Origin of the sequence: Photobacterium sanctipauli, assembly GCF_003026495.1 — a bacterium.
GTDB lineage: Bacteria > Pseudomonadota > Gammaproteobacteria > Enterobacterales > Vibrionaceae > Photobacterium > Photobacterium sanctipauli.
Map to the genome: position 1 here is coordinate 305,528 of NZ_PYMA01000003.1, position 22,583 is coordinate 328,110.

At 46.4% G+C, this 22,583-nt stretch carries 20 protein-coding genes; 5 read left to right on the forward strand and 15 right to left on the reverse strand.

Going from position 1 to position 22,583, the window contains the following annotated elements:
- Positions 1 to 103 precede the first annotated feature (103 nt).
- From C9I98_RS07615 to C9I98_RS07630, 4 genes are read right to left on the reverse strand one after another with little or no spacing between them, the layout of a single operon-like run.
- Positions 104 to 1,270: an ABC transporter permease gene (locus C9I98_RS07615; RefSeq protein ID WP_107271807.1), complete on the reverse strand. Its 1,167-nt coding sequence runs from the start codon at positions 1,268 to 1,270 to the stop codon at positions 104 to 106.
- Positions 1,267 to 2,466: an ABC transporter permease gene (locus C9I98_RS07620; RefSeq protein WP_051902681.1), complete on the reverse strand. Its 1,200-nt coding sequence runs from the start codon at positions 2,464 to 2,466 to the stop codon at positions 1,267 to 1,269. The genes C9I98_RS07615 and C9I98_RS07620 overlap by 4 nt, the downstream gene beginning before the upstream one ends.
- Before the next feature lie 5 nt (positions 2,467 to 2,471).
- Complete coding sequence (locus C9I98_RS07625; protein WP_036831470.1) at positions 2,472 to 3,446, reverse strand: HlyD family secretion protein; 975 nt, start codon at positions 3,444 to 3,446, stop codon at positions 2,472 to 2,474.
- Complete coding sequence (locus C9I98_RS07630; protein WP_036831473.1) at positions 3,443 to 4,888, reverse strand: TolC family protein; 1,446 nt, start codon at positions 4,886 to 4,888, stop codon at positions 3,443 to 3,445. The genes C9I98_RS07625 and C9I98_RS07630 overlap by 4 nt, the downstream gene beginning before the upstream one ends.
- A gap of 490 nt (positions 4,889 to 5,378) precedes the next feature.
- Here C9I98_RS07630 and C9I98_RS07635 point away from each other — a divergent pair, with 490 nt between their 5' ends.
- Positions 5,379 to 6,551 (forward strand): cation:proton antiporter, encoded by a 1,173-nt coding sequence (locus C9I98_RS07635; RefSeq protein ID WP_036831475.1) that lies wholly within the window; start codon positions 5,379 to 5,381, stop codon positions 6,549 to 6,551.
- A 26-nt stretch (positions 6,552 to 6,577) separates the two neighbouring features.
- Here the strand turns inward: C9I98_RS07635 and C9I98_RS07640 are convergent, their stop codons facing one another.
- On the reverse strand, positions 6,578 to 7,543 hold the full coding sequence (locus tag C9I98_RS07640; RefSeq protein WP_036831477.1) for an agmatinase: 966 nt from the start codon (positions 7,541 to 7,543) through the stop codon (positions 6,578 to 6,580).
- A gap of 159 nt (positions 7,544 to 7,702) precedes the next feature.
- On the opposite strand from C9I98_RS07640, the gene C9I98_RS07645 reads away from it, so the two are divergent.
- A complete protein-coding gene (locus C9I98_RS07645) occupies positions 7,703 to 8,587 on the forward strand; it encodes an ArgP/LysG family DNA-binding transcriptional regulator (protein WP_081879141.1) in 885 nt (294 codons plus the stop codon).
- A 148-nt stretch (positions 8,588 to 8,735) separates the two neighbouring features.
- On the opposite strand, the gene C9I98_RS07650 is transcribed toward C9I98_RS07645, so the two are convergent.
- Positions 8,736 to 9,221, reverse strand: coding sequence for a VOC family protein (locus C9I98_RS07650; protein WP_036831480.1), 486 nt, complete (start codon positions 9,219 to 9,221; stop codon positions 8,736 to 8,738).
- A 260-nt stretch (positions 9,222 to 9,481) separates the two neighbouring features.
- On the opposite strand from C9I98_RS07650, the gene C9I98_RS07655 reads away from it, so the two are divergent.
- Positions 9,482 to 10,378 carry a DMT family transporter gene (locus C9I98_RS07655; RefSeq protein WP_107271808.1) on the forward strand — a complete coding sequence of 299 codons (897 nt, stop codon included), beginning with the start codon at positions 9,482 to 9,484 and terminating at the stop codon, positions 10,376 to 10,378.
- A 125-nt stretch (positions 10,379 to 10,503) separates the two neighbouring features.
- On the opposite strand, the gene C9I98_RS07660 is transcribed toward C9I98_RS07655, so the two are convergent.
- The 4 genes from C9I98_RS07660 to C9I98_RS07675 all read right to left on the reverse strand — a co-directional run bounded on the left by C9I98_RS07660 (position 10,504) and on the right by C9I98_RS07675 (position 14,236).
- Positions 10,504 to 11,625: an NADH:flavin oxidoreductase gene (locus C9I98_RS07660; protein ID WP_036821600.1), complete on the reverse strand. Its 1,122-nt coding sequence runs from the start codon at positions 11,623 to 11,625 to the stop codon at positions 10,504 to 10,506.
- A 161-nt stretch (positions 11,626 to 11,786) separates the two neighbouring features.
- On the reverse strand, positions 11,787 to 12,470 hold the full coding sequence (locus C9I98_RS07665; RefSeq protein ID WP_036821598.1) for a hypothetical protein: 684 nt from the start codon (positions 12,468 to 12,470) through the stop codon (positions 11,787 to 11,789).
- A 154-nt stretch (positions 12,471 to 12,624) separates the two neighbouring features.
- Entirely contained in the window at positions 12,625 to 13,848 is a 1,224-nt protein-coding gene (locus tag C9I98_RS07670) for an HlyD family secretion protein (RefSeq protein ID WP_036821595.1), read from the reverse strand.
- Complete coding sequence (locus C9I98_RS07675) at positions 13,841 to 14,236, reverse strand: MFS transporter (RefSeq protein WP_036821592.1); 396 nt, start codon at positions 14,234 to 14,236, stop codon at positions 13,841 to 13,843. The genes C9I98_RS07670 and C9I98_RS07675 overlap by 8 nt, the downstream gene beginning before the upstream one ends.
- A gap of 244 nt (positions 14,237 to 14,480) precedes the next feature.
- Here C9I98_RS07675 and C9I98_RS07680 point away from each other — a divergent pair, with 244 nt between their 5' ends.
- The gene (locus tag C9I98_RS07680) at positions 14,481 to 15,512 is read left to right on the forward strand and encodes a helix-turn-helix domain-containing protein (protein ID WP_036821590.1); all 1,032 of its coding nucleotides are present in this window, start codon (positions 14,481 to 14,483) and stop codon (positions 15,510 to 15,512) included.
- Positions 15,513 to 15,551: 39 nt separating this feature from the next.
- Here the strand turns inward: C9I98_RS07680 and C9I98_RS07685 are convergent, their stop codons facing one another.
- The 3 genes from C9I98_RS07685 to C9I98_RS07695 form a co-directional block, all read right to left on the reverse strand.
- Positions 15,552 to 16,022 (reverse strand): hypothetical protein, encoded by a 471-nt coding sequence (locus C9I98_RS07685; protein WP_036829844.1) that lies wholly within the window; start codon positions 16,020 to 16,022, stop codon positions 15,552 to 15,554.
- Positions 16,023 to 16,172: 150 nt separating this feature from the next.
- Positions 16,173 to 16,682, reverse strand: a complete 510-nt coding sequence (locus C9I98_RS07690; RefSeq protein ID WP_107271809.1) for a porin family protein — start codon at positions 16,680 to 16,682, stop codon at positions 16,173 to 16,175.
- Positions 16,683 to 17,055: 373 nt separating this feature from the next.
- Positions 17,056 to 17,961, reverse strand: a complete 906-nt coding sequence (locus tag C9I98_RS07695) for an AraC family transcriptional regulator (protein ID WP_036830885.1) — start codon at positions 17,959 to 17,961, stop codon at positions 17,056 to 17,058.
- Between the two features lie 202 nt (positions 17,962 to 18,163).
- Between C9I98_RS07695 and C9I98_RS07700 the strand changes: the two genes are divergently transcribed.
- Positions 18,164 to 19,315, forward strand: coding sequence for an iron-containing alcohol dehydrogenase (locus tag C9I98_RS07700; protein ID WP_036830887.1), 1,152 nt, complete (start codon positions 18,164 to 18,166; stop codon positions 19,313 to 19,315).
- Between the two features lie 58 nt (positions 19,316 to 19,373).
- On the opposite strand, the gene C9I98_RS07705 is transcribed toward C9I98_RS07700, so the two are convergent.
- Together C9I98_RS07705 and C9I98_RS07710 are read right to left on the reverse strand one after the other, a co-directional pair.
- The gene (locus tag C9I98_RS07705; protein ID WP_051902631.1) at positions 19,374 to 21,149 is read right to left on the reverse strand and encodes a DUF4955 domain-containing protein; all 1,776 of its coding nucleotides are present in this window, start codon (positions 21,147 to 21,149) and stop codon (positions 19,374 to 19,376) included.
- Positions 21,150 to 21,321: 172 nt separating this feature from the next.
- Positions 21,322 to 22,578: a PTS ascorbate transporter subunit IIC gene (locus C9I98_RS07710; protein ID WP_036829909.1), complete on the reverse strand. Its 1,257-nt coding sequence runs from the start codon at positions 22,576 to 22,578 to the stop codon at positions 21,322 to 21,324.
- Positions 22,579 to 22,583 lie beyond the last annotated feature (5 nt).

The window sequence follows — 22,583 nt, forward strand, 5'->3', positions numbered from 1 at the left end:
ATTTAGTCATCGCTTGAAAAAACGAAGGGTAGCCGTTGTGGCTACCCTTTTTTATTTCCAGCCTTCATCGCTAAATACTCTCGTATTTGAGTGGTTTAGCTAACTAAACCACAACTTTAGACTTCTGCTCACGCTTCACCTTGCACATCAGATATACGGCAATCAACCCATACACCAGTGCTTGCCCCCAAAGTTGCCCCCAATAACCCAATACTTGATCAAAGCTGGCCCCCATCTGGCTAAGGCGCAGGAATGCATTGATTGCAGGGGTTGATGGCGCCAACTGGGCCAGCGCATTGATTGGGGCAGGAATGGCTTCTGGCGGCCAAATAAACCCGGTAGAAAAAACCAAAGGCAACGAGCTTAGCAATACCACAACGGTCACCAACTCGCGGCGTGGTACCCACTGGCCAATAATGATCCCAAGGGCAATCACCGCCAATAGGAATGGCAGCACCATTGCAAGCAAATCCGAAATCTGTGCCAACCGACTGATATGGTAATAGCTAAAACTAAAGCCGAAATAGTACATCACCAATGGCAGGTAAATGGCAGTGAACACCAAAAGCCTAACCAACAGGACTTTCCACGCGGGATAATGAAGCCAGTACCCTGTTTTGCCCTCTCTTCGGTAACTATTCTGGCCGCTCCCCAGCAAACCAACAGCGATGAGCAAGGTTTGATGCAAGATAAGCACAAAAGCCGCAGGCACTACATAGTTAATGTACCCCATCGTTGGGTTAAAAACGGGTTGGGCATTGACTTTTATCGGCGCATATTGCTTGGAAGCCAAGGCAATATTGTCCCCTGACATCACCATATGCGACACTTTGGCTTTTGCTCCCAGCGTTCCGCTGGTTGCAGCCAGTCCTTCAACAACAGTACCGTAAACAAGGAAATATGCAGCATCACCACCGTAGGCGAGCGTCGGGCTTTTTCCCAACAAGATATCGCGATGAAAGTGCTTAGGGATCACTAACAAACCTTCAACTTGACCACTGTTAACCAAGGCTTTGGCTGCATCAATACTGTTCGCCCTTGCAGCGATTTGCACCTGCGGGGTTGCATCCACCATGCGTTCGAGCTCTCGGCTCAGTTGAGTTTGGTCGAGGTTCACCACGGCAATGGCCTGTTCCCGAGGCAGCTGGTTGGAGTAAGGCAACGGATACAGGAACGAGTAAATCAATACACCACCGAAAACGGTAAACAAGATCGAGGGATTGGTAAATATCGCTTTTAATTCAAATTTGAATAATGCTCGCCAACTCATTGAGTGATCTCCTGCACTTTCGATGCCTGCTTGCTCGTAGGGTCTGCATCTAACGCCAAGTTTTTCAGCCGCCAACCCACCAGCACAAACACTGCCGAGAAGGAAAGCAGACTCAGCAATTGCGGCGTTGCCATCCCCCAAGAAAAACCATGGTTAACCTGATGTACCTGCACGTCTAAATAATGGGTGACAGGAAGCATGGCTCGCCAAATTTGGGCAAGCAACGGCATATCAGACGCCGGAAATGTCACACCGACAAACGCAAAAGCGGGCGCCGTAAAACCAGCCGCTAAGCTCATTGCCTTTGTTGCATCTAGGGTGAAGAGATAAAACACACAGGCGATGGCTTGGCATGCGAATACCATCAAAGCTTGTGCCAACAGCAAGACGCCCCAACTACCATGCATCGGCCAACCCAACAGGCCGTACAATGCCCATAAAAATAATGCGCCCTGCACCATGAACAACAAGGTGTAAGGCAGTAGTTTCATGATGAAATGGCGCAGCGGCGAACGTGACAACCACAAACTGAGCCCGGTATTGCCATTGGCGCGCGTTTCAAAAGAGAGCGCCAAAATAGTCGTCACCACAATCGCAATTTGCCACACCGCCGGAATCGCTGCCGACACAATGAACTGCCCATAGTGGCTATTACTGTTGTATAGCGGGGTAATTTGAGAACGTAACGGTACTGCCTGACCAATCGCCTGAATAGGTACGCTGGTCCCATCAGCCATATTTTTCAGGGTGTCGATAGACGCATTTAGCGTCCCCTGGGCTTGCATCACCGCGGCATTAACCAACTTGGCTATCAAGATAAATTGGCTGTTATAGAAGGTCGTCACCGTCGGTGACATACCCGTTAGCGTCTGCTTTTCAAGCTTTGGCGGGATCACCACCAGCGCGTAGATATCGCCACCTCTCAATGCATAACTGCCCTGCTCGACCGATGCATAAGCCTGGTCAACAGATAATACAGGACTGGCATCATACTGGCGGATCAACTGGCGTGACAATCGGCTATGGTCAAGATCCACCACGCCAATAGGCAGGTCACGGGCGATACCTGATGAAAAGATCCCCCACAGTAGCATAAAGATCAGTAATGGTACCCAAGTCACCAGGGCTAAAATCCACCGATCCCGTCGAATGATTTGCCACTCTCGACCCAATAAGGAGCGTAACGAGTTAGTCATGGGCATTACTCTACAATGATGCTCATACCAACACGCAGGCCCTCAATCGGTTTAAGCGGGCGTGCTTCAATTTCGAACGTGCGCATATCAAAACCTTGGGTCGCATCAGTCGTTCGCCAAGTGGCGAAATCACCCATCGCGGCAACATGGGTCACTTTGAAAGTGTGGTGGTCATTGCCTAGCGCCGGGATCAACGCGTCAAACTGCGCGCCTTTGTTATAGTTTTTTAGGTTGTCTTCACGTACATGGAATACCGCCCATGCATCTTCCATATCAACCACACTCACAACAGGAAAGCCCTGCGGCGCCAATTCGCCAGCATGTAACAGCACTTGTGTCACCTCACCGTCATACCAGCTTTTTACTTGGGTATCTGCAGCATAGGCTTCAACTTCAGCAACCGCGCCCGCCGCCATTCTGGCTTTTTCCGCAGCAGCACGCTTGGTTTCGTCTCGTGCGCCCTCTTTTGCCATGGCATACATCTGATAGGCTGCACGCTCGGTAAATCTTGCCGCTTGCCACTGGGTATAGGCTTCATCGCGTTTCTGCTCGGCCATGACGCCATCTTTGAATAAGCTATCAACACGCTGATATGTCTTTTCCATTAAGGCGGCCGCTGCTTTGGCTTTTTGCCATTGATCCCTAGCAGCTGCAATTTCTTGGCTTCGGGCCCCTTTTTCAGCTTGTTCCGCCATCGCGCCGGCCGCTTCTTGCCCTGCTTTGGCTTGTTCTAACTTGGCATCGATTTCAGGGCTCAGCAGGGTGAAAATCAAATCGCCTTGAGATACATCGTCCCCTTTACGAACGAGTACCTGCTCAATACGACCCGGGACTTTCGATGAAATATTGTATTGCTGGGCTTCAATTTGCCCTTGCATACGCACAGGCGCGGGTTGGTATGCCTGCCAAAATGTAAAACCCAGCCAACCGACCACTGCTGCTACCGGCACTACCGCTGCAATAGACTTAAACTTACTCATGACTGAACCTCTACACCTTGATATTGCTGATATTGATTAAAACTGTTGATTTCACCGCTCACGGCCAACAAGCGAGTGAGAGAGATAACATATTGATAAGCAGCGGCTGAACGCTGGGTACGAACACTTGCCAGATACATTTCTGCATCAACCACATCGAGCGATGTTGATAACCCTTGGCTAAACGCCTTTTCGCGCAAGCGCACATTCTCTTTCGCCAGCTGCAGGCTAGAAGCCAAGCCGTTGTACTCTTCGAGCGACTGCATTGCCTCGCGGTAGGTTTTCTCTACCAAGACTGTTAGGTCTTGCTCGGCTTGTGCACGTAAATAGTTCACTTGGGTAACGGCACTGTGAGCCGCTTTGACTTTGCCTGAACGGCCTGAGTTGTCGAGCAGCGGAATATTTACCCCAACCCCCACCGCCCAATCCGGCGACGTTTTTGACGCTAACGTATCGTCTTCATGCAGGTTGTAATTACCGTATAGGTACACCTCAGGGTAGTACTTGCCCTTCTCTGCATCGATCAGGCCATTCGCTTGCTTCTTCTTGGCATCCAGAATATGCAGGCCTGGGTAATCCGCTAGCGTCTTATCGATATAGGCTGACATCGGCGGCAACGACGTATTGGTAAACAAGGCCGTCGACGGCATTGCCGGCGCTCCAAGTTTAAGTAGCTTAGTCAGCGCAACTTGGGCGATCTCGAGATCACGCTGCGCCTTTTGTCTTTCTACCCGCGCCTTATCGTAAGACGCTTCGGCCTGAAGGCGCTCAACCTTGGCAATTTGCCCCTGTCGCTCTAGCTTCTTGGCATGTTCAAAGTGTTTTTTTAGCCCGACTTCCACATCAATACGCGTATCAAGTACTTGCTGGGTCAGCACGACACCAAAATAAAACTTCGACAAGTCTTCAAACGTGCCTTGCTGCTTCATTTTGAGCATATTCTTCGCTTCTTCGCTCTGCCCCTTGGCAACATCTTGCGCAGCACTGATCCGACCGCCCGTAAAGATCGGCCAAACGGCTCGGATTGAACTGGTGAACACATCACGCTCAGTAAGTTGAGAGGTAAACAGCGGATCCAATGACGATAAGTTTAAATTCAGCCTGTCGCTGACTGCCATGCTGTCAAACAGATCTGACGGCTTGATTTCGACAGGTTTATCAAGGCGGGTATATTTCGCCGAGGCTGTGACTTTCGGCAAATACAGATCTTTGGCTGCATCTTGCATATGCCGGTAACGTTCAACATTCGCGCGCTCAGCGGCAAGCCCATCATTGCTCCCCACGACAGCGTGCCATGCATCAAGAAAACTGACGCTCTGCTGGGCTTTATAGGCGGTCGATTGCTCAGGAAGGTGGTCGCCGTAAGATGACGAAGTATCGGCCAATACTGGTATCGCTGCGACTGCACAACAAATAACCAGAGCGATTTTATTTATTTTCATGTCGTTCCTTTCAGCCTGAAGAATGGCTAGACGAATAAATTCTAGAGCAATTACTCTAAAAAACAACCATAGAACTGAATAAAGCACAGAATAAAACAGTGTGTAACGCGGATTTTATGCAAGAGAAAAGTGGGACGTTGGATGCAAGGGAAAAAAATAGCGGGCTTAACTGCCCGCTGAGAGTCACCTTACCAATCTATTTCTTGCCTCAAGAGTATGTATCAAGAAACAGTGGGGGTATAAGCCAAATCATCAACATCCTTGTTGCGAGAACCATTACCCGAAATAGAATATCATTCTGTTAGTTTACGGTACACAAGACTGTATATAATAAGTGATCTTAATCACACCTCTATTTGGACCTTATAAGCAATACGAAACTGGACACCTAAGCGCGAAAGCCTGTTCTGAGCCACACTTATAGCTACCCCAATACGGGGCGATAGATAGCTAAACATTCACCCCAAACTTGCAACACAGGCGTGGCATTATGCAGATTGATTTAGCGCCACTAATCTTCGAGTTATGCGCAATCATTATCAGTGCTGCCATTCTTGGCACACTGTTTCTCTACGCCTGCCAACCAATCATTCTTGCCTATATTGCCGCAGGCATGCTCATTGGCCCCCATGGCCTCAATATCGTGACCAGCGCTGAGAACATCACCCAAATAGGTAATCTCGGGGTGATATTGTTGTTGTTCCTCATTGGCTTAAACCTGCAACCAAAGAAGTTGCTGAGCTTGTTCAAAGAAAGTGCCATCATCACCCTTGGCACCAGTGCATTCTTTTTTCTTATTACCCTGGGCTTTTGCCTGACCATCCAACTCTCGCTGCTGGACGCCGCCATCGTCGCCGCGGCAATGATGTTCTCCAGCACGGTGATCGGGTTAAAGCTTATTCCTACCACCACCTTGCACCACAAACACATGGGGGAGGTGATCACCAGCATTTTGCTGGTACAAGATATCCTCGCCATTAGCGTGATCATTTTCTTCAATATGGGCGATGGCAATGCCATGCTGCTATCGTTCGTGTTGATGCTCGGCAAATTTGCCATGCTCTGTTTGTTGGCATTCATGGGGGTGAGGTTTTTGATCTTGCCGCTGTTTCGTCGCTTCGATGTGATTCAGGAATACAGCTTTGTGACGACGCTGGCCTGGTGTTTCTTCTGGGCAGAGCTGAGCCATCAAGTTGGCCTATCGTATGAAAGTGGCGCTTTCATTGCGGGGATTTCTATCGCGGTAAGCCAAGTCTCGCAGGCTATTTCAGTTCACCTTAAGCCCTTGCGAGAGTTTTTCCTGATCTTGTTTTTCTTTGCCATTGGCGCAAGGATGTCGCTGGATCAAGCAAACCTCTATGCGTTATGGGGGCTTATTTTCGGCATCATCTTAGTGGTGGTAAAAGCATGGGGGTTTTCCACCGCCTTAAAGCTGGCGAAGGAAAAGCCATCAATGAACCGCGAACTCAGCGCCCGCTTGAGCCAAGCCAGTGAATTCTCGTTTCTTGTCGCCTATGCCGCCATGCAAGCCAATTTACTCTCACCCAATGCGGCATTGTTTATTCAAGTCACGACGATGACCACCTTCATTATCTCAACCTACTGGGTCGTTAAGCGATTCCCTACCCCAATTTCCACGGTCAAGAGCTTGCGGCAGGATTGAAGTGATGCCAAACGACTGAGGTATGGCTACTTGTTATAATATCCAGCTCTAACTGTGGCACCAATAAAATTACATAATAAGCGCTCTGCATGGATCATTGATATATTACCAACATCGCATGATGGGGTTATTTCTACTAAATCCATCCCGACAACTCGCCCTTTATTAACAAGACCATGAATCAACTTATGCAGTTGAACCCAATTCAGTCCTCCAGGTGTTTGAGCTAGAACGGCTGGCATAATCGTCGGATCAATTCCATCTGCATCAATTGTCAAATAGTACGTTCCACCATCTGGAATTGAATTTAAGACTTCATCCATCCCGATATCGTGTAATTGATAAGCTGTTGTGATTGTACAGCCATGAGCTATTGCATCATTAACTTCCTTGGTTTTAGCACTGCCAATGCCTCGCATTCCAATTTGATGGATATTTTTTATGAAGGAAAGCTCTGATGCCCGCCGTATTACACTGGAATACCCGTTCTTTTCTCCATTAATTTCATCACGCCAGTCTAAATGTGCATCAATATGAATCAGAGTTATCTCTTTATCTAGCACACCCAGTGCTTTCATTATCGGGATGGGAACACCATGATCTCCGCCTAGAATGATCAGGACGGAATTAGCAGCAAAAATTTTTCGTGCTACTTGCTCTGCACTGTCATAATGCTCATTAGGATTGACAAGACTGGATTTGACGTTGCCACAATCAACAACGTTAATATCTTTTCCATCAAGCAGTGTTCCGCCTAAATCGAAATCGTAATTATTTAAAGTCATCTCGATTTCAGTTAGAGTTGACCAACTTCGGATATGGTCAGGTGCTAAGCTTTGATCATTTGCCATTCCGTCAACACTATAAGCCCTACCAAAAGGCACACCTAATATCGCGATATCTGCACAAAAGTCATCAAAATCATTTATTAACGGAAAGTTTAAAAAAGTTCGTGGTGTCTTTAAAGGTGTCTCTGTCAGTTCTTCTGCCATATCATCCCCCATTTTAACGATTATTAACGATTTCCCCGCTCTGGTAGATCAGTGTTTATCAGCGAGCTTTAGCAAGAGCATAAACACTCCATTCAGTTGAATAAAACTAAAAAATCTAATATCTCTTTAACAAATCTAAAGACGCGTGAGTAATGATTAATGCTGGATCACAGAGAAATGGAAACCTTAATCGCCATCATTGATGGCCAAAGCTTTGATAGTGCGGCACGTCATTTGAACATTTCGCCGGGAGCTGTTTCACAGCGTATTAAATCATTAGAAAACCGTCTTGGGCGCTCAGTCTTAATCCGTAGTACCCCACCCAAAACAACCGCAGCAGGTGAACAGGTTTTAACTTATGCTCGCCGTCTACTATTGATCCAAAAGGAGATGGGTCTAGCCCTAAAAAATAACTTAGACGCCGATGTTCTCTCTCTTACTATCGCGGTTAATCACGATTCATTAAGTTGCTGGTTCCTAGACGTAGTGAGCAGCTTGAGCGATAAACCCCACCTGTCATTTGATATCCGCACATCAAATACCATATCGACCCAAGAACTACTTAAAAGTGGCGAGGTTATCGCTGCCATCACATCAAAAAACAATCAAGTCGCAGGCTGCAAAACAAGGTATCTCGGTAAATTAGAGTATATTCCCGTTTGCTCCCAATCATTTTTTAAATCACACTTCAGCTCTGATCTCGGAAAAGCACAACTTGCATCAGCACCGATTGTTCTCTTTGATAGAAATGATGATCTCGTTAAAAAGTTTTTATCACTTTATAAATTACAAGCAGATCAAGTAAAAACACATTATATTCCTTGCTCTCATATTCTTCTTGATGCAATAAAACGGGGAATTGGATGGACCATGCTACCGAGGCTTCTTATCGAAGATCAGCTAACAACCTCGGAATTAGTCACCATTGCTCCCCACTCTTTATTCATCGAACTTTACTGGAATACATGGGAGCAAGTTTCAGAAACAATCACGCAAGTAGAAAATCAGGTAATTTCGATTGCCTCGAAAAAATTAGTCCAATAAAAGCGATCACCCAACAAGGCTCATTCCACCAACTAACTTAAAATGCCAACCTACCGCATTAACTGTAAATAGCTAACTATTAAGACTAAACCAAACGAAAAAAGGATTGGCATAACACCAATCCTTCCAAAGTCTTTAGACGTGATTCTTACTCGTAATCAGACGCGTAAGTTTCTTCGTATGTGTGAGAGTAAAGCTCAAACAGGTTGCCAAACGGGTCTTCTAGGTAAACCATCTTCGCTGGCTTGCTGTCATCTTCTGGGTGGTAGCGCATGATATCCATACGTACTTTTCCGCCAAACTTCTCAACCTTCTCGATAACACCTTGGAAGTCATCAGTTTGAAGGCAGAAGTGGAAAATACCTAGTCGAGAAAAGTCGACTTCATGGCGTTCCTGGCGCTCTTTCATTTCGAACAGCTCAACACCGATACCGTCAGTGGTAACAAGGTGGGCAATGTTGAAACCCTTGAAGCCTTCACCAAATACAGCGATACACATTCTGCCGATGGCTGTTTCACGCTCTTCAACAACTTTTGTGTTGCCCATGACGACTTTCAGACCCAGCGCATTGGTGTAGAACTCAACTGCTTTGTCCATATTGCCAACCATGATACCGACGTGATTCATTTTCATAATCTGCTCCAAATTCCGATGTTTGTTTCGTGTTTCGTTTTGATGGGCTCAGTATATGGCGAACAGTAAATCATTAAAAATTATCAATGGTTATTGTTTTAATAATTTTATGTTATTAAAAAATTTCATATATACGGCAAATCAGACTTATAGAAAAAACACAGCGACTCAACCAAATCCAACGCTATGATTACTTTCAACAGCCATCGAAAGTGAAACGACATGTCATCTTCTATCAACCATGCAATGAATGCGCGTGTATGGGCCATGCTCATTTTGCTTTCAATACTTTGGGGGCGTCGTTCTTCTTCGTTGGCATTGCCGTCAGCGACCTTCCGCCGTTAACTATTGTCACCCTTCGAGTCGGAATTGCTGCCATTACCTTATGGGTAATTGCACTCACCCTTGGCCTTAGGCTGCCAACATCGTTGAAGATTTGGGGGGCTTTCTTGAGCATGGGGCTATTAAACAATGCTATACCCTTCGTGCTCATCGTGTGGGGGCAAACCCAAATTGCATCAGGGTTAGCCTCAATCCTAAACGCTGCCACGCCGATCTTCACTGTTGTCGTAGCTGGTTTACTACTACCTGATGAACGGCCAACAGCACTCAAACTAATCGGCGTCACCGTGGGCTTTTTTGGGGGCGTCATTATGATTGGCGTGCCCGCGTTTAGCGGTAGCAGCGCATTACTCGCCCAACTGGCGGTAGTGGGTGCTACTTTGTCTTATGCCTTTGCTGGGGTTTATGGCCGTCGATTTAAAACGCTGGGGATCAGCCCTGTTGTCACGGCAGCTGGTCAAGTCACCGCATCAACATTCGTACTTCTCCCCATTACTTTGATAGTTGATGGGGCAATGAATGTCAGTGATATAAGCACAAGCTCGTGGCTTGCGGTGCTCAGCCTCGCAATATTTTCCACCGCATTCGCTTATATCCTTTACTTTAAAATCCTTGAAGTCGCAGGTGCAACCAATGTACTGCTAGTCACTTTGCTAGTACCGGTTTCCGCTATTTTGCTGGGTACCCTCTTTTTGGGTGAGTCGTTAGCACTGATTCATTTTCTTGGCATGATGTTAATCGCACTTGGGCTCTCTGCGATAGATGGACGACTATGGCACTGGATGAAAACGAAAATGGTAAAGCAACGTAGCTAATAAAATGAGCTTTCAAGTGGCACATAAACCCTATCCACATGAAATAAAAGAGCCAGCAAATTGCTGGCCCTCTTAGCTATCGTATCCTACCTGAGCGAATACTATTTGCTCTTTGCTACTTTAGCTTAGCAAGCGCCTAAGTTAGCCAACTCCGCTTTCCTGTCTTTGTTTACCACACAAAAGTTACCGCGCTTGGTGCGGCACTTAGAGCATCGTTCGCACTCTACTGGCGATCTGTCGCCATCTTTCCAACGCTTGATCAGGCTTGGCTCAGATAGCAGCGGCCTTGAAAGCGCAAAATATTGGATATTGGTGTTTTTGGCGATGTCTTCGATAGCATTGATATCGGTTAAGCCACCCACGGTGATCACTGGCGTCTTCACCTCTTGGCTGATCACATTACCGTACTCGTGGAAGTAACCTTCGGCTTGAATGGTATAACCATCATGAGACTCACCCACCATGGTGTTTGCCTTACCGTGGATATTGCCCGAGATAATAATGGCATCCACACCCACTTGCTCTAACTTCTTACATACTTGACGGGTTTCATCGAAGGTTAGACCGCCATCAAAGAACTCTGTGGCCGTCAGCTTCACCATGATCGGGAAATCGTCGCCCACCAGCTTTCTAGTCTCAGCGAAAATCTCCAACAGAAAGCGCATACGGTTTTCTAGGCTACCACCGTATTCATCTTCACGGCGGTTGTAATACGGGCTTAGGAACTGGTTGATCAAATAAGTATGCGCGGCGTGGATCTCGATACCATCGAAGCCCGACTCCAAGGCACGGCGGCCGGCTTGAGCAAAGGCATCAACAATGTAGTCGATTTCTTCTTTGGTCATCGCTTTGCCTTGTGTCTGCGTCCCTCTTTCGCATACATCGCTGGGTGCGAAAATGACCCGCTCGCCAACGTTATACGTGGTCTTCGTACCACCATAGGCAAGCTGCATCGCAATTTTAGACCCATGGCGATGCACAAGCTCAGTTAGCTTTTTGTACTCGTCGATAAACGAATCGTTGTACATGCCCATCATGCCCGCATTGGGCTTTTCTTCTTCGACAATATTCGCGTAACCGGTAACGATTAGACCCACCTCGCCTTTCGCAAGCTCTTCGTAGATGGCATACAGCTTATCCGTCATATGACCGTCTTCAGTGGCCATATTTTCCCACGTCGCGCTTCGCATAAAACGGTTTTTCAGTGTTAGGTTGCCAATGCGGGTTTCAGTAAACAAAGTACTCAAGTCTAATCCTCTTCAATTAATATTGCCTGCCCACCGATAAATACAAAAAAACAGCCATACCGTTGGCATGGCTGTTCCTTGTTTGTTTATTGGCTCTTATCCAGTGAGCGAAGCAGGATTCTACCGAGAATATCAGCGGCAAAACTTAATCTAGATTAAGGTTAGGTTAAAGGCTGGCTAGCAACTAGCACCAATTCATCGCCCTCGACATATAGCTTCACCCAAATGAGCTCATCAAAACCTTCTGTTTGTGTTTGCGAAAGCCAATGCTCAGTATCGTTAACCTTGCGCCGCAATGCCCGCTTGAAACTCCGGTTGTCCACCAGCCAATATTCCCGAGCAACCGTAAAGTCATAGCGGTTGGCTAGCGCAAACATTTGGGCATCCAAAGTTTGGCTATCCAATACCCGAAGCCCAGATAAAACATCAAGCTCTTCATTGCCAACTTCAAGTCGAACAAAGACATAGTTCTGCCGTCTAAGCCCTGCGAGTACCCCGTTGTAATTAGATTGCGTTAAAGGCACCCGATATTCTACCGAGGCGACTTTGCCGTGCTCAAAATGCGCAGTATAGAGCCCGTCTTCAGTATTAAACAATACTTGTCCATCAAAACAATAAGACGCATTTTCACGGTCATCATCATGGTACAGGGCCGTACAATCAAAGCCGCCTTGCAGCGAGCTTATGTAGCTAAAGTCATCTCCGATGGCGATATCTTGACGAAAGATAGGCTGCGAGGCCAAAGCAGGAAGCGTCGTAATTGACAAAAGGAACGCCGCCCCCGCACTTTTCAATGCACCAGTTAGGCGAGGTAAACGAACGATAGGATTTAGTTGAAACAACAATGGTGGTACTCCCTGTATCAAGCCGACACAGTATATACCAAGCGTCCTCTGTTATAGGTAAAAAAAAGCTGCAATCCCAGCACTACATTGGGATTGCAGCAAGCACTACGGTCAGCATAAACGTAGGAAACTTTAAATGCCTATTTAAATGCGGTTACATCGACCACACATAGTAAATCTGAGACTTCATTCGGATGATAATGCCGCGGATCACATCCAAGAACTGCAAGAAGCTGATTGGCTTTTCAGCGCTGATCCACGCTAACCCAACCGAGCCAACAGGGATGTCGTAGTCACCATTATCTTCCAGCTTCAAGCGCACAAAGTGGTGCTTGTTCATCACATTCTGACCCGTTGTCTGGCGAATGCTTTCATCTCGACCTAATAAATTACCCTGTGCCTCACCGGTTGCCTCGATAATGCCTTCGACTTCGGCATTGAAAATCTTGCCCGGGTAAACAGCCGAAGTGAACTCAGCCCGTTGACCGACTTTGACATTTCGAATCGCCTGATGGTTAACCCGCATCAACACATACTTTTCGTCGGTATACATCTGGATTCGCGGCATTACCCCGACATACTGGCCTTCACGCATAATGAAGTTGGTTAGGTAGCCATCAGCTGGCGCATGTACCTTGGTGTTATCCAAGTTCCATTGTGCTTGTGCGACATTCTCTTGCTCGCTGATCACATCCACGCGGCGGCTCTCAACCGTTAATTGCGCTTTCTCAAGTGCTAGCTTGGCCTTGTTCGCCGACAACGATGATTTCTCAAGCTGTGACTTCAGTGTTACCTGCTTTGCCTTGGCGACTTCCACCGCAGTACGCTGTTCATCCATTTGCGTTTCCGTAATGGTGTGCTTCACCACCCGGTTTTGCTCTTGGTAGCGCTTTAGCGTGGTCGCTTTCCATTTCAAATCTTCATCTGCCGCCGCCAGCTCGTTGGTCGATATTTCAATATCTTTGAGCGATGATTGGTGACTTTCCTTAGAAATACGCACATCTTCTTGTGCAATCGACAGCGACACTCGTGCCGCATCCAAGGCCGCTTGCGCCTTGTTCAACGCAATTTGGTATTGGTCATCATCAATGGTGTAAACCAGTTGCCCCTTGCTGACTTTCTCGTTAGGGCGTACATAGATTTCATCAACATGGCCTTTAATCTTGGTCGACGCCGGACGCAGCTGGACATGCGGGGATTGCACTACCGAGCCACCGGATAAATCCATTGGCGCGAACGTGATTAAGCCAACCCATACAAACAGCAACCAACCGCCACCACCTAAATATGCAAAGCTTTGGGTGTATTTATTCCACGGCATCCCGACTAAGCGGAGCAAGTAGATAAACAGTGCCCATACCGCTAAACCCTCAAGCATTTTCTACCTCCGATTCACGCTGAGACACCACAGGCTGCTTGTCAGCAACTACCGCTTCCGCAGTGCTGATAGATGAGCGATCTTGCTCCTTGTGATCGTTGGCTTTCCAAATATCCCGAATACGGCATAGGGCTTTTTCACCATCGACAAAGGCGATAATAACGGCAACAACCCATACCCAATGCCAAATAAAACCAATCCAGGTGAGCGCGGTGATCAGTCCTATTTGGTGATGTTCTTTGGTGTGCGCTTTTTGTATTGGCAATTCATGGATGCGCCAAAATCCGTACACGACCGCGGCAATCGAGCCGACTAACACGACAGCTGCGACGATATGCAAAGCAGTATCTACGCCACTATCAACAAAAGGCATGCTGACGAGACTCATATCATTCTCCGATAAATCCGAAGGCTAAATGCCTTCCTTTTCTTAGCTGATTTAATTTAACTGGCTGTCACTTTGTATTTTTAGTCACTAGCCCGTTATCACTTTTTGTATTGCTTGTTTTTATGGGATTAAGCTTGAAGAAATTTGCGATCTGAGTCTTACATGTGGATACATTGAGTCACATCTAGCAACAACCTGATATAATCAAACCACAGCCATCTATTAAACGACTGAATACTTTGCCATGCCGTCACCATCACCTTTGTTCGATGTTTCCTTTATCCGCACGGTTTTCATGCAGCCGGTCGCGCGTGCCTTAGAAAAGCATTACGGCATTACAACGCAAGATCTCAAGATCCCGAGCCAACTCACTAGACAGCCTATGGCCCTGATCCCCTTTGTCGATGTCAACAAGTGGCTAGAAGAGACGGAAAGCATGATTGGCGATGCGGCTTATATGGCAACACTGGCCCCGGATATTTCCTTTTCGAACATGGCGAAGTTGGGTGATTGGTTTCTTGCTACACCGGAATTAACCCTGTCATTCCGACGCATCAACTACGGCACCTCGTGCCTGCAATCTGGGGCGACATTTCATGGCGAATTATCCGGCAAGATAATTAAATGGAGCTACGACAACCACTTTTCAAAAGGCAAAGGCCGTTTTCATGACAGTTTGAGAATGGCAATCATGTTTACTAATACCCTTCGCCATTTCATGGGGCAAGGCTATGCGCCAAAACATGTTGAAATCAGCGGGCCGCAGTGTGGCAATGGCCAGTTCGAAGCCTTCTTTGGCAGTGAGATCCAATGGAATGCCCCACGAACCAAAGTCTGGTTGGATATCTCTATCCTTGAGCATGGTAATAGCGAGCCCTTTCTCGACCACCGGCCAATGATGTTATCAAACCTTGAGTTGGATGAGTTTTTGAATATGCCCCAGCCCCACGACACGGCCAAGGTAGTGTACGAATTGATTAACTATTCGAGGTATTACGGCTACCCGACCATTGATTTTATTGCCGAGCGCTTGAGTCTATCCCGACAGCAGTTACAGCGCCGCCTGCACGACTATGGCTGGAGCTTCAGCTCCATAACCGGCTATGTGCTATTCAACCAGGCGATAAAGTTCATGCAGGCCGATATGCCAATCAAAACCATTGCCGCAGAGCTTGGCTACACCAATGTGCAAAGCTTCAGCAAGGCTTTTCAGCGGCAACGAGGCCAAACGCCAACACAATACAAGGAAAGGCTCTTGGAACGCAGCCGCTTCTAGGCCATTAGCGACGCCTTAACGCCGCCCAAATAAATAAGATTAGGCTTGACGCTGACAGCTTAAAGTAAAGGGATGTTCGGGCGTAATATGGTGACGCATTTCAAATTGCGCCCGGTTATCGTTTTCGAACTGGGGTTGGAAGAAAATACGATAGCCGAGTAGGTCACGGCGGGTATCATAATTAAACGGATCAACATTAAATTGGTCAACGCTAATATCACGGGTCAGTTTAGTGGGTTTTAAAACTAACTCTTCACCGTTATCAAAATAGCTGTAATCCACCGATAAAGTGAACTCTAATACTACTTTGCTATTTTCTTTATTCTGCATCCATTCTTGCGATGCAATAGTGCCGTTACCGTTGAACTGGTAGCGCGTCCATTCATCGACACCTTCCGGGGTATCGGCTCGCTTACAAAGCCACGATCCCCCTTCAAGATTTGGAGCCGCTTGAGCACTGCTAGCCACCATGCTCATCAATACCATTCCCATGGCTACTTTTAATTTCATCCCTGACTCCAACATTCTTTTATTATTTATTGGTTATACAATAAGTTATAGCAGCAAATACAACGCTTTCATATTGTTGCCCTCCATTCAAACGCAAAAAAGGAAGGCCAAGCCTTCCTTCTTCAACAACACTAACGGTATACCGATTATTTAGAATCGGTAATCAACAGACCATACAACCTGTTGAGAATAATCGATTTTAGCTTGGTTCTCGCTGTAATCTTGATCTAGGTAGCGGTAAGTCAGATCCGTCGACCAGTTATCATTAATTTCATACATTGCACCTACCTGGCCACCCCACACAAAGTCAGTCGAGCTGTTGCTGTTTAGCTTGCTATCTGCCACACCCGCTGACACACCAGCAAATAAGTTAATGTTCTGGTGTACTGGCATTAGGTAATCGTACGACGCTAAGAACATGTTTTGTGAAGACTTATCCATGTAGCTGTAGGTACCCATAACACGGTGGTGATCATTCATGATCGCACCACCACGGATTTGGTAAGTGGCGTCTTCACCATTTTGGGCATTGTTACCTTTGATGCTGTCTTCTTGGTAACCAACACCGCCACCGACGAACCATTCAGTGTCAGCAGCAAATGCAGGCGATGCAGCGAAAACGGTTAGCGCAAGAGTTGAAAGTGCAGCAATCTTTTTCATGTATAGCTCCTTAAGCTTTCGCCTCAGTGTTAATGTGAGTCACTATTTGGCGAAAGAAATAATTATTTGTTTTGCTTGTTCGCTATTTAACTTACACCCGTTTCCTGAACCGAAACTTAAAATAAAAAACATTGTTTTCTATTCTTAATGATAGCTGAATGCAATATGTAAAGATCTATCATAAGCCCTGCTTATTCATTATTGGTTAAGCAAAATAATTCATCTTTTCTGCCTTTTTGATTAAATTATCCCACACATAATCAAGGGTCTAATAACCGACGCTAAGCTCAAAAACAAAAAGAGAGCATATTTCAGCTCTCTTTTCATTGGTTCTTTGGTTCATTGGCAATGGACGCCCAATCTATTTATATAATCAGACAATGCCTATCTGGGTAGCTTTACTGGGTGGTAATCCAAAATATCGCTTAAATTCACGGCTAAACTGGGCAGGACTTTCATAACCCACCTTTACCGCAGCCACGTTGGCTGGCATCCCCTCTTGGGCAATCATGGTCTTCGCCCTATTGAGCCGGATCTTCTTGATATATTGCAACGGAGGATCGGTTACCGCCTGCTTGAACGCGCGATGGAAGGCAGAGACACTCATACCTGCCATCTCAGCCAGCTCGTTGATCGACAGCTTCTGTTCGTAGTTCACTTGCACATGGTTTATCACTTTTGACACCCTTGCCAACGAGCTATCGTGCTTGCTGTATTCTGCTAACAAGTAGCCCTGCTCGCCCTTCAGCAGTTGATAATAAAGCTCACGCAATAACTGCTTACCCAGCACCTTGGCGTCGAGTGGGTCGCCCAGGCAACTTAGCAAACGGCAAATACATTCTTGGATTGAAGGGGTGATTTTGGTGACCGCCACACCACGGCTATTATCGCTATAGTTCATCACGGCATCATGGCTGGTCTTATCGTGCTGCTCTACCATATCCACCAAGTCTTGGATAATGGTAAGGTCGAAATCAATGTCCAAGCCAATCAATGGCGCCTGCTCGGAAGCAAAAGTCTCACAAGCAATGGGGTATGGGGTCGCCACAATCAGGCAATGCTCGGTATCATACTCAAAACGGTACTCATTTAAGTGACCAACCTTATTCCCTTGCAAAATCACCACAACGCCCTGTTGGTACATTTGTGGTGTCATCTTGTGGTATTTATTGATTTTAAAGAGCCTTACTGCATCTAAATGGGTATCTTTCAGACCAGAACCCTCACCAATACCGTAGTACTGGCAAAGTGACTCACCTTTTTGGGCACAGATATTCATCGCTTTCACCTCTTAATCCATCATCGACACCCGTGCTTATAAAGCAAGCTTTTTTACAATTTGAGTAGGATCAAGCAAGCATTAAACAGAATCGTGCATTACATAAATCTAATGGCTGGCTTAGACTAAACCCATCAAAACAATCTATACCAACACTTGTTAGGTATAAGAGTAACGATACATAAACCACTGGAGCGGATTCATGAACAAGTTTACCTACCAGAACCCTACTCGCATTCATTTTGGTGAAGGTCAAATTGCGGCCATTGCTGCTGACATTCCTAAGGACAAGAAAATCTTGGTTACCTATGGTGGCGGTTCTATCAAATCTAATGGTGTTTATGAGCAAGTGACCCAAGCACTGGAAGATCACAACTGGGGCGAGTTTGCTGGTATCGAGCCTAACCCTCAATACGACACCTTGATGAAGGCTGTCGAGAAAATCAAAGCAGAGGGCTTTGACTACCTACTTGCTGTCGGTGGCGGCTCTGTTGTCGATGGTACTAAATTCATTGCAGCCGCTGCAGCATACCAAGGTGAAGATCCTTGGAATATCCTTGCTCAGCAACACCCTGTTGAGTCAGCATTGCCACTAGGCTGTATTCTAACGCTACCGGCAACAGGTTCAGAAAGTAACTCAGGTGCGGTTGTTTCTCGCGGCAAAGACAAACTGGCTTTCCTATCACCGAAAGTGCAGCCGCTATTTGCGGTACTTGACCCAACCACCACCCTAAGCTTGTCACCACGCCAAGTGGCAAACGGTGTTGTTGATGCCTTCGTTCACGTGATGGAGCAGTACCTCACCTTCCCTGCCAACGCGAAAGTACAGGATCGCTTTGCAGAAGGCCTATTGCTAAACCTCATTGAAGAAGGCCCGAAAGCGCTGGCAACCCCAGATGATTTGGATGTGCGCGCCAATATTATGTGGACAGCGACCCAAGCACTGAATGGCTTAATTGGTGTCGGTGTGCCGCAAGACTGGACAACCCACATGATCGGTCACGAGCTAACCGGTAACTACGGTATCGACCATGCTCGTACCCTGAGTATTGTGCTACCTGCGGTAATGAAAGAGCGCCGCGAAGACAAAGAAGGCAAGCTGCTTCAATACGCTGAACGTATCTTTGGCATCACCGAAGGGACAGCCGATGAACGTATCGACGCTGCGATTGAGCAAACCATTCACTTCTTCAAGCAAATGGAAGTCCCTACCAGCCTAACGGATGTGGATCTTGGCACCAGCGATATCGATACACTGGTATCAAGCCTTGAGAAACACGGCATGCTAGCCCTAGGCGAGCATGGCAACATCACTATTGATGACAGCCGCGCCATCTTGCAAGCTGCGTTGTAATAGCAAAAAAGCCACTTCGAAAGAAGTGGCTTTTTCATTATCAGTACCTCAGATGAATCTATTGACCACTTTGACGTCGTAGCTCTCGTTGGGCGTGATATAAAGATAGCGGATATATATACTGCCCATTAGATTCTATGTGTGCCTGCGGGATAGGAGGCAATAGCGGGGAATAGTCAGCTCTCTGCTGCTCATTCATAGCTTGAGCATAAGTTCGCTGTGTCTCAAACTCGATTGGCTCACCGACCATACCGATAATATAAGGCATGACAATTTTGCCGTATTCGCTAGTGCTTCGCATGAACTCAAAGGGGGCACTGGTTGGTGTTAAGTTTTCACTATTCCAAAAGATTAGCCCTTTTAAGTGATTGGGTTGATTAGCTATACTAGCCCCCCAGCGGCCGTAAACCCATCCACCAACCATCCTATCAAATAAGTTATACATCGATTGCTCACCATGAAGATCAGGCGATGATGTTTGATCAAAAGATAAACCGCTGTGGACATTAGAAATAGAATACTTGGAAAAGCCAGGCGCATGCCAGGTGCTCGCCCCATCGGAGACGTTAACCGTTAAGTTATTGTTGCTATGCATAATACTCAATGCCATGTGGCCTGGGTTCCCCGTTAGCAGCACATCTTCGGCGGTGACATTGAAACTGTTCTTTAGGTTCAGGCCTTGGTTAAAGTCTTTGAATTCAACGTTGTAAACCCAAGAGTTATTTATATTGTTAAATTCAAGCAGGCTATAGCCACTGTCATGCAATGCATTCTTATGGTGTTCGAACACCTCGTCCCAGCTACCCGCGAACGTTAAATCTTTAAAACCGACATTTTGGGAAGAGTTAATGGACGTTAACGTCCAAGAAAAACCATCCTCAATGGTATGGGCGACCGGGGTGTAAAATTCTAGTTCGTTACCAGATATAGATTTGATTTTGTGCTTTTCAATTTTATTAATACCGTCAACCAAGTTTTGCCACACATAGTTTCCGGGTTCACTTGGTTCATGCTCTAACAAGTAAGGTGATATTGTTTCTACCACTTTGCCTATATCGGTCGACAGGCCTTTAATTTCAACATTATCGCCGACACTAAACCCAGTGCTATCGCTCACGGTAATGGTGTAAGTCGTATTAGGACCACTTCTAGAGGTAATAGTCGTCGATAGCTCATTCTCTTTTACCCGCTTACCAACCTGAAACAAGTATGGAGTTGTCCAATATTGATCTGGGTTGACTGGCAATAAGTGGTGAGTCATCAAAAGAATGGTTTCGCCAATACCATCACCTTTCACGACTAAATTGTCACTTTCAATAAAAATTGGCTGATCTTCAGTTAACGAAGCACTATCCGCATCATGAAAATCGATAAGATCTGAAAGGGCATTGGTAATATAGGTGCCAGATGGGAAATACAAAATCGCCTTGTCAACGATCCCAGCATCTTGTTGATTTTTTATATGTTTGAGCAAGAGCTTTATCTTCGTCTTATCACTATGCTGGTCATCAGGTACGATACCGTAATCTAAGACGTTAAATACTGTCGCATTGGGATCATCGCCAAGCTTATAGGTGTCTAACCCCCTTTTAAACCCACTAAAGGAAAAGTCGGGAAGAACCATCTCAATATCATAATCAGGGGATTCATTGTAGAGTCCGTCTTCCCCTCGAGTATTAATAAAGACTTGCCAATACTGGGAAATATTTTCTGACACTGGATTCTGAACTGTAATTTTTAGGTTTTGCTCTGCGTTTGATTGATTAATAGTAAGAAAGCAAGAGATAATAACTGCTTTCGTAAATGTACTTATAAGCTTTATATCCTTCCTCATAAAGTGACATCCTTATCTGCATACAAAAGTAATCTCGATACAATCAATCACCAAAGATTGACTCATCTAAAATGTCACAAAATGAATCAACAAATTATAAAAAACCTATTAAATAAATATAAAACGCCCAGTGACCGAAGCCACTGGGCGCTTGCTTTAATTACTTTGCTGATTATCGAACAATCAGGCCAAGTAGGATACCAACGATACCGAAGTCGGCATCACTGAAGGTCGTGTTAGCAAAGCCTAGGTCACCCAGTACTGGCATTAGGAATACCGGTAGGAAAGTGATAAGTAGGCCTTGGGCAAATGCACCTAGCATAGCACCGCGACGACCACCTGTTGCGTTACCGAATACACCTGCCGCCGCACCTACGAAGAAGTGAGGTACAACACCTGGGATAATCACGGTTAGGCCCATGATGTAAAGCAGGAACATACCAATTAGGCCAGCAGCAAAACTTGATAGGAAACCAACCAAAACTGCATTCGGTGCGTATGGGAATACGACCGGGCAATCTAGCGCAGGCTTTGCGTTAGGTACCAGCTTGTCAGAGATGCCCTTGAACGCCGGTACGATTTCCGCGATAACCATACGCACACCTTGCAAGATAACGTATACGCCCGCCGCGAATGCGATAGATTGCATCAGTGCAAACATGAACCAGTGCTTACCACCGCTCACTTCGCGCACAAAATCGCCCCCAGCAAACAAGCACGTAATAATGAAGATGATACCCATGGTGAAAGAGATAGCCACCGGGGTGTCGCGCAAGAACAATAGGCTCTTAGGCACGTTCATTTCTTCGGTCGAGTGCTCTTTGTTACCGAACTTGCTACCAATGAAGCCAGCCAGTACATAAGACATAGTGGAGAAGTGACCAATTGCCACGTCATCAGAACCAGTTACCTGCTTCATGTACTTGTGAGCAATGGCAGGGAAGAACACCATCACCACACCCACAACCAGCGAGCCCACGGCAATCAGTGGTACGCCAGTCATACCGCTAGACGAAAGGATAGCCGCCACCATCATCGACATGAACAGGGTATGGTGACCTGTCAGGAAGATGAATTTCCACGGCGTGAAGCGTGCAATCAGGATGTTCACTACCATCGCAAAGAACATGATCATCGCCATTTCTTTACCGAAGGCTTCCTGTGCAATCGACACAATAGCTTCGTTATTTGGAACAACGCCCGTGATACCAAAGGCTTCTTGGAAAATTGTCGCGAAGTCACCCAGTGATGTCACTACCAAGCCAGCACCCGCACCAAGGATAACGAAACCCATAATGGTTTTAACCGTACCCTTGATACATTCCGTGACCGGCTTTTTCTGAGCAATCAGGCCGATTAACGCAATCAGGCCGACAAGGACGGCTGGCTCGGCCAGCACGTCGTTCATTAAAAATCTGAAGAATTCCATCGCTA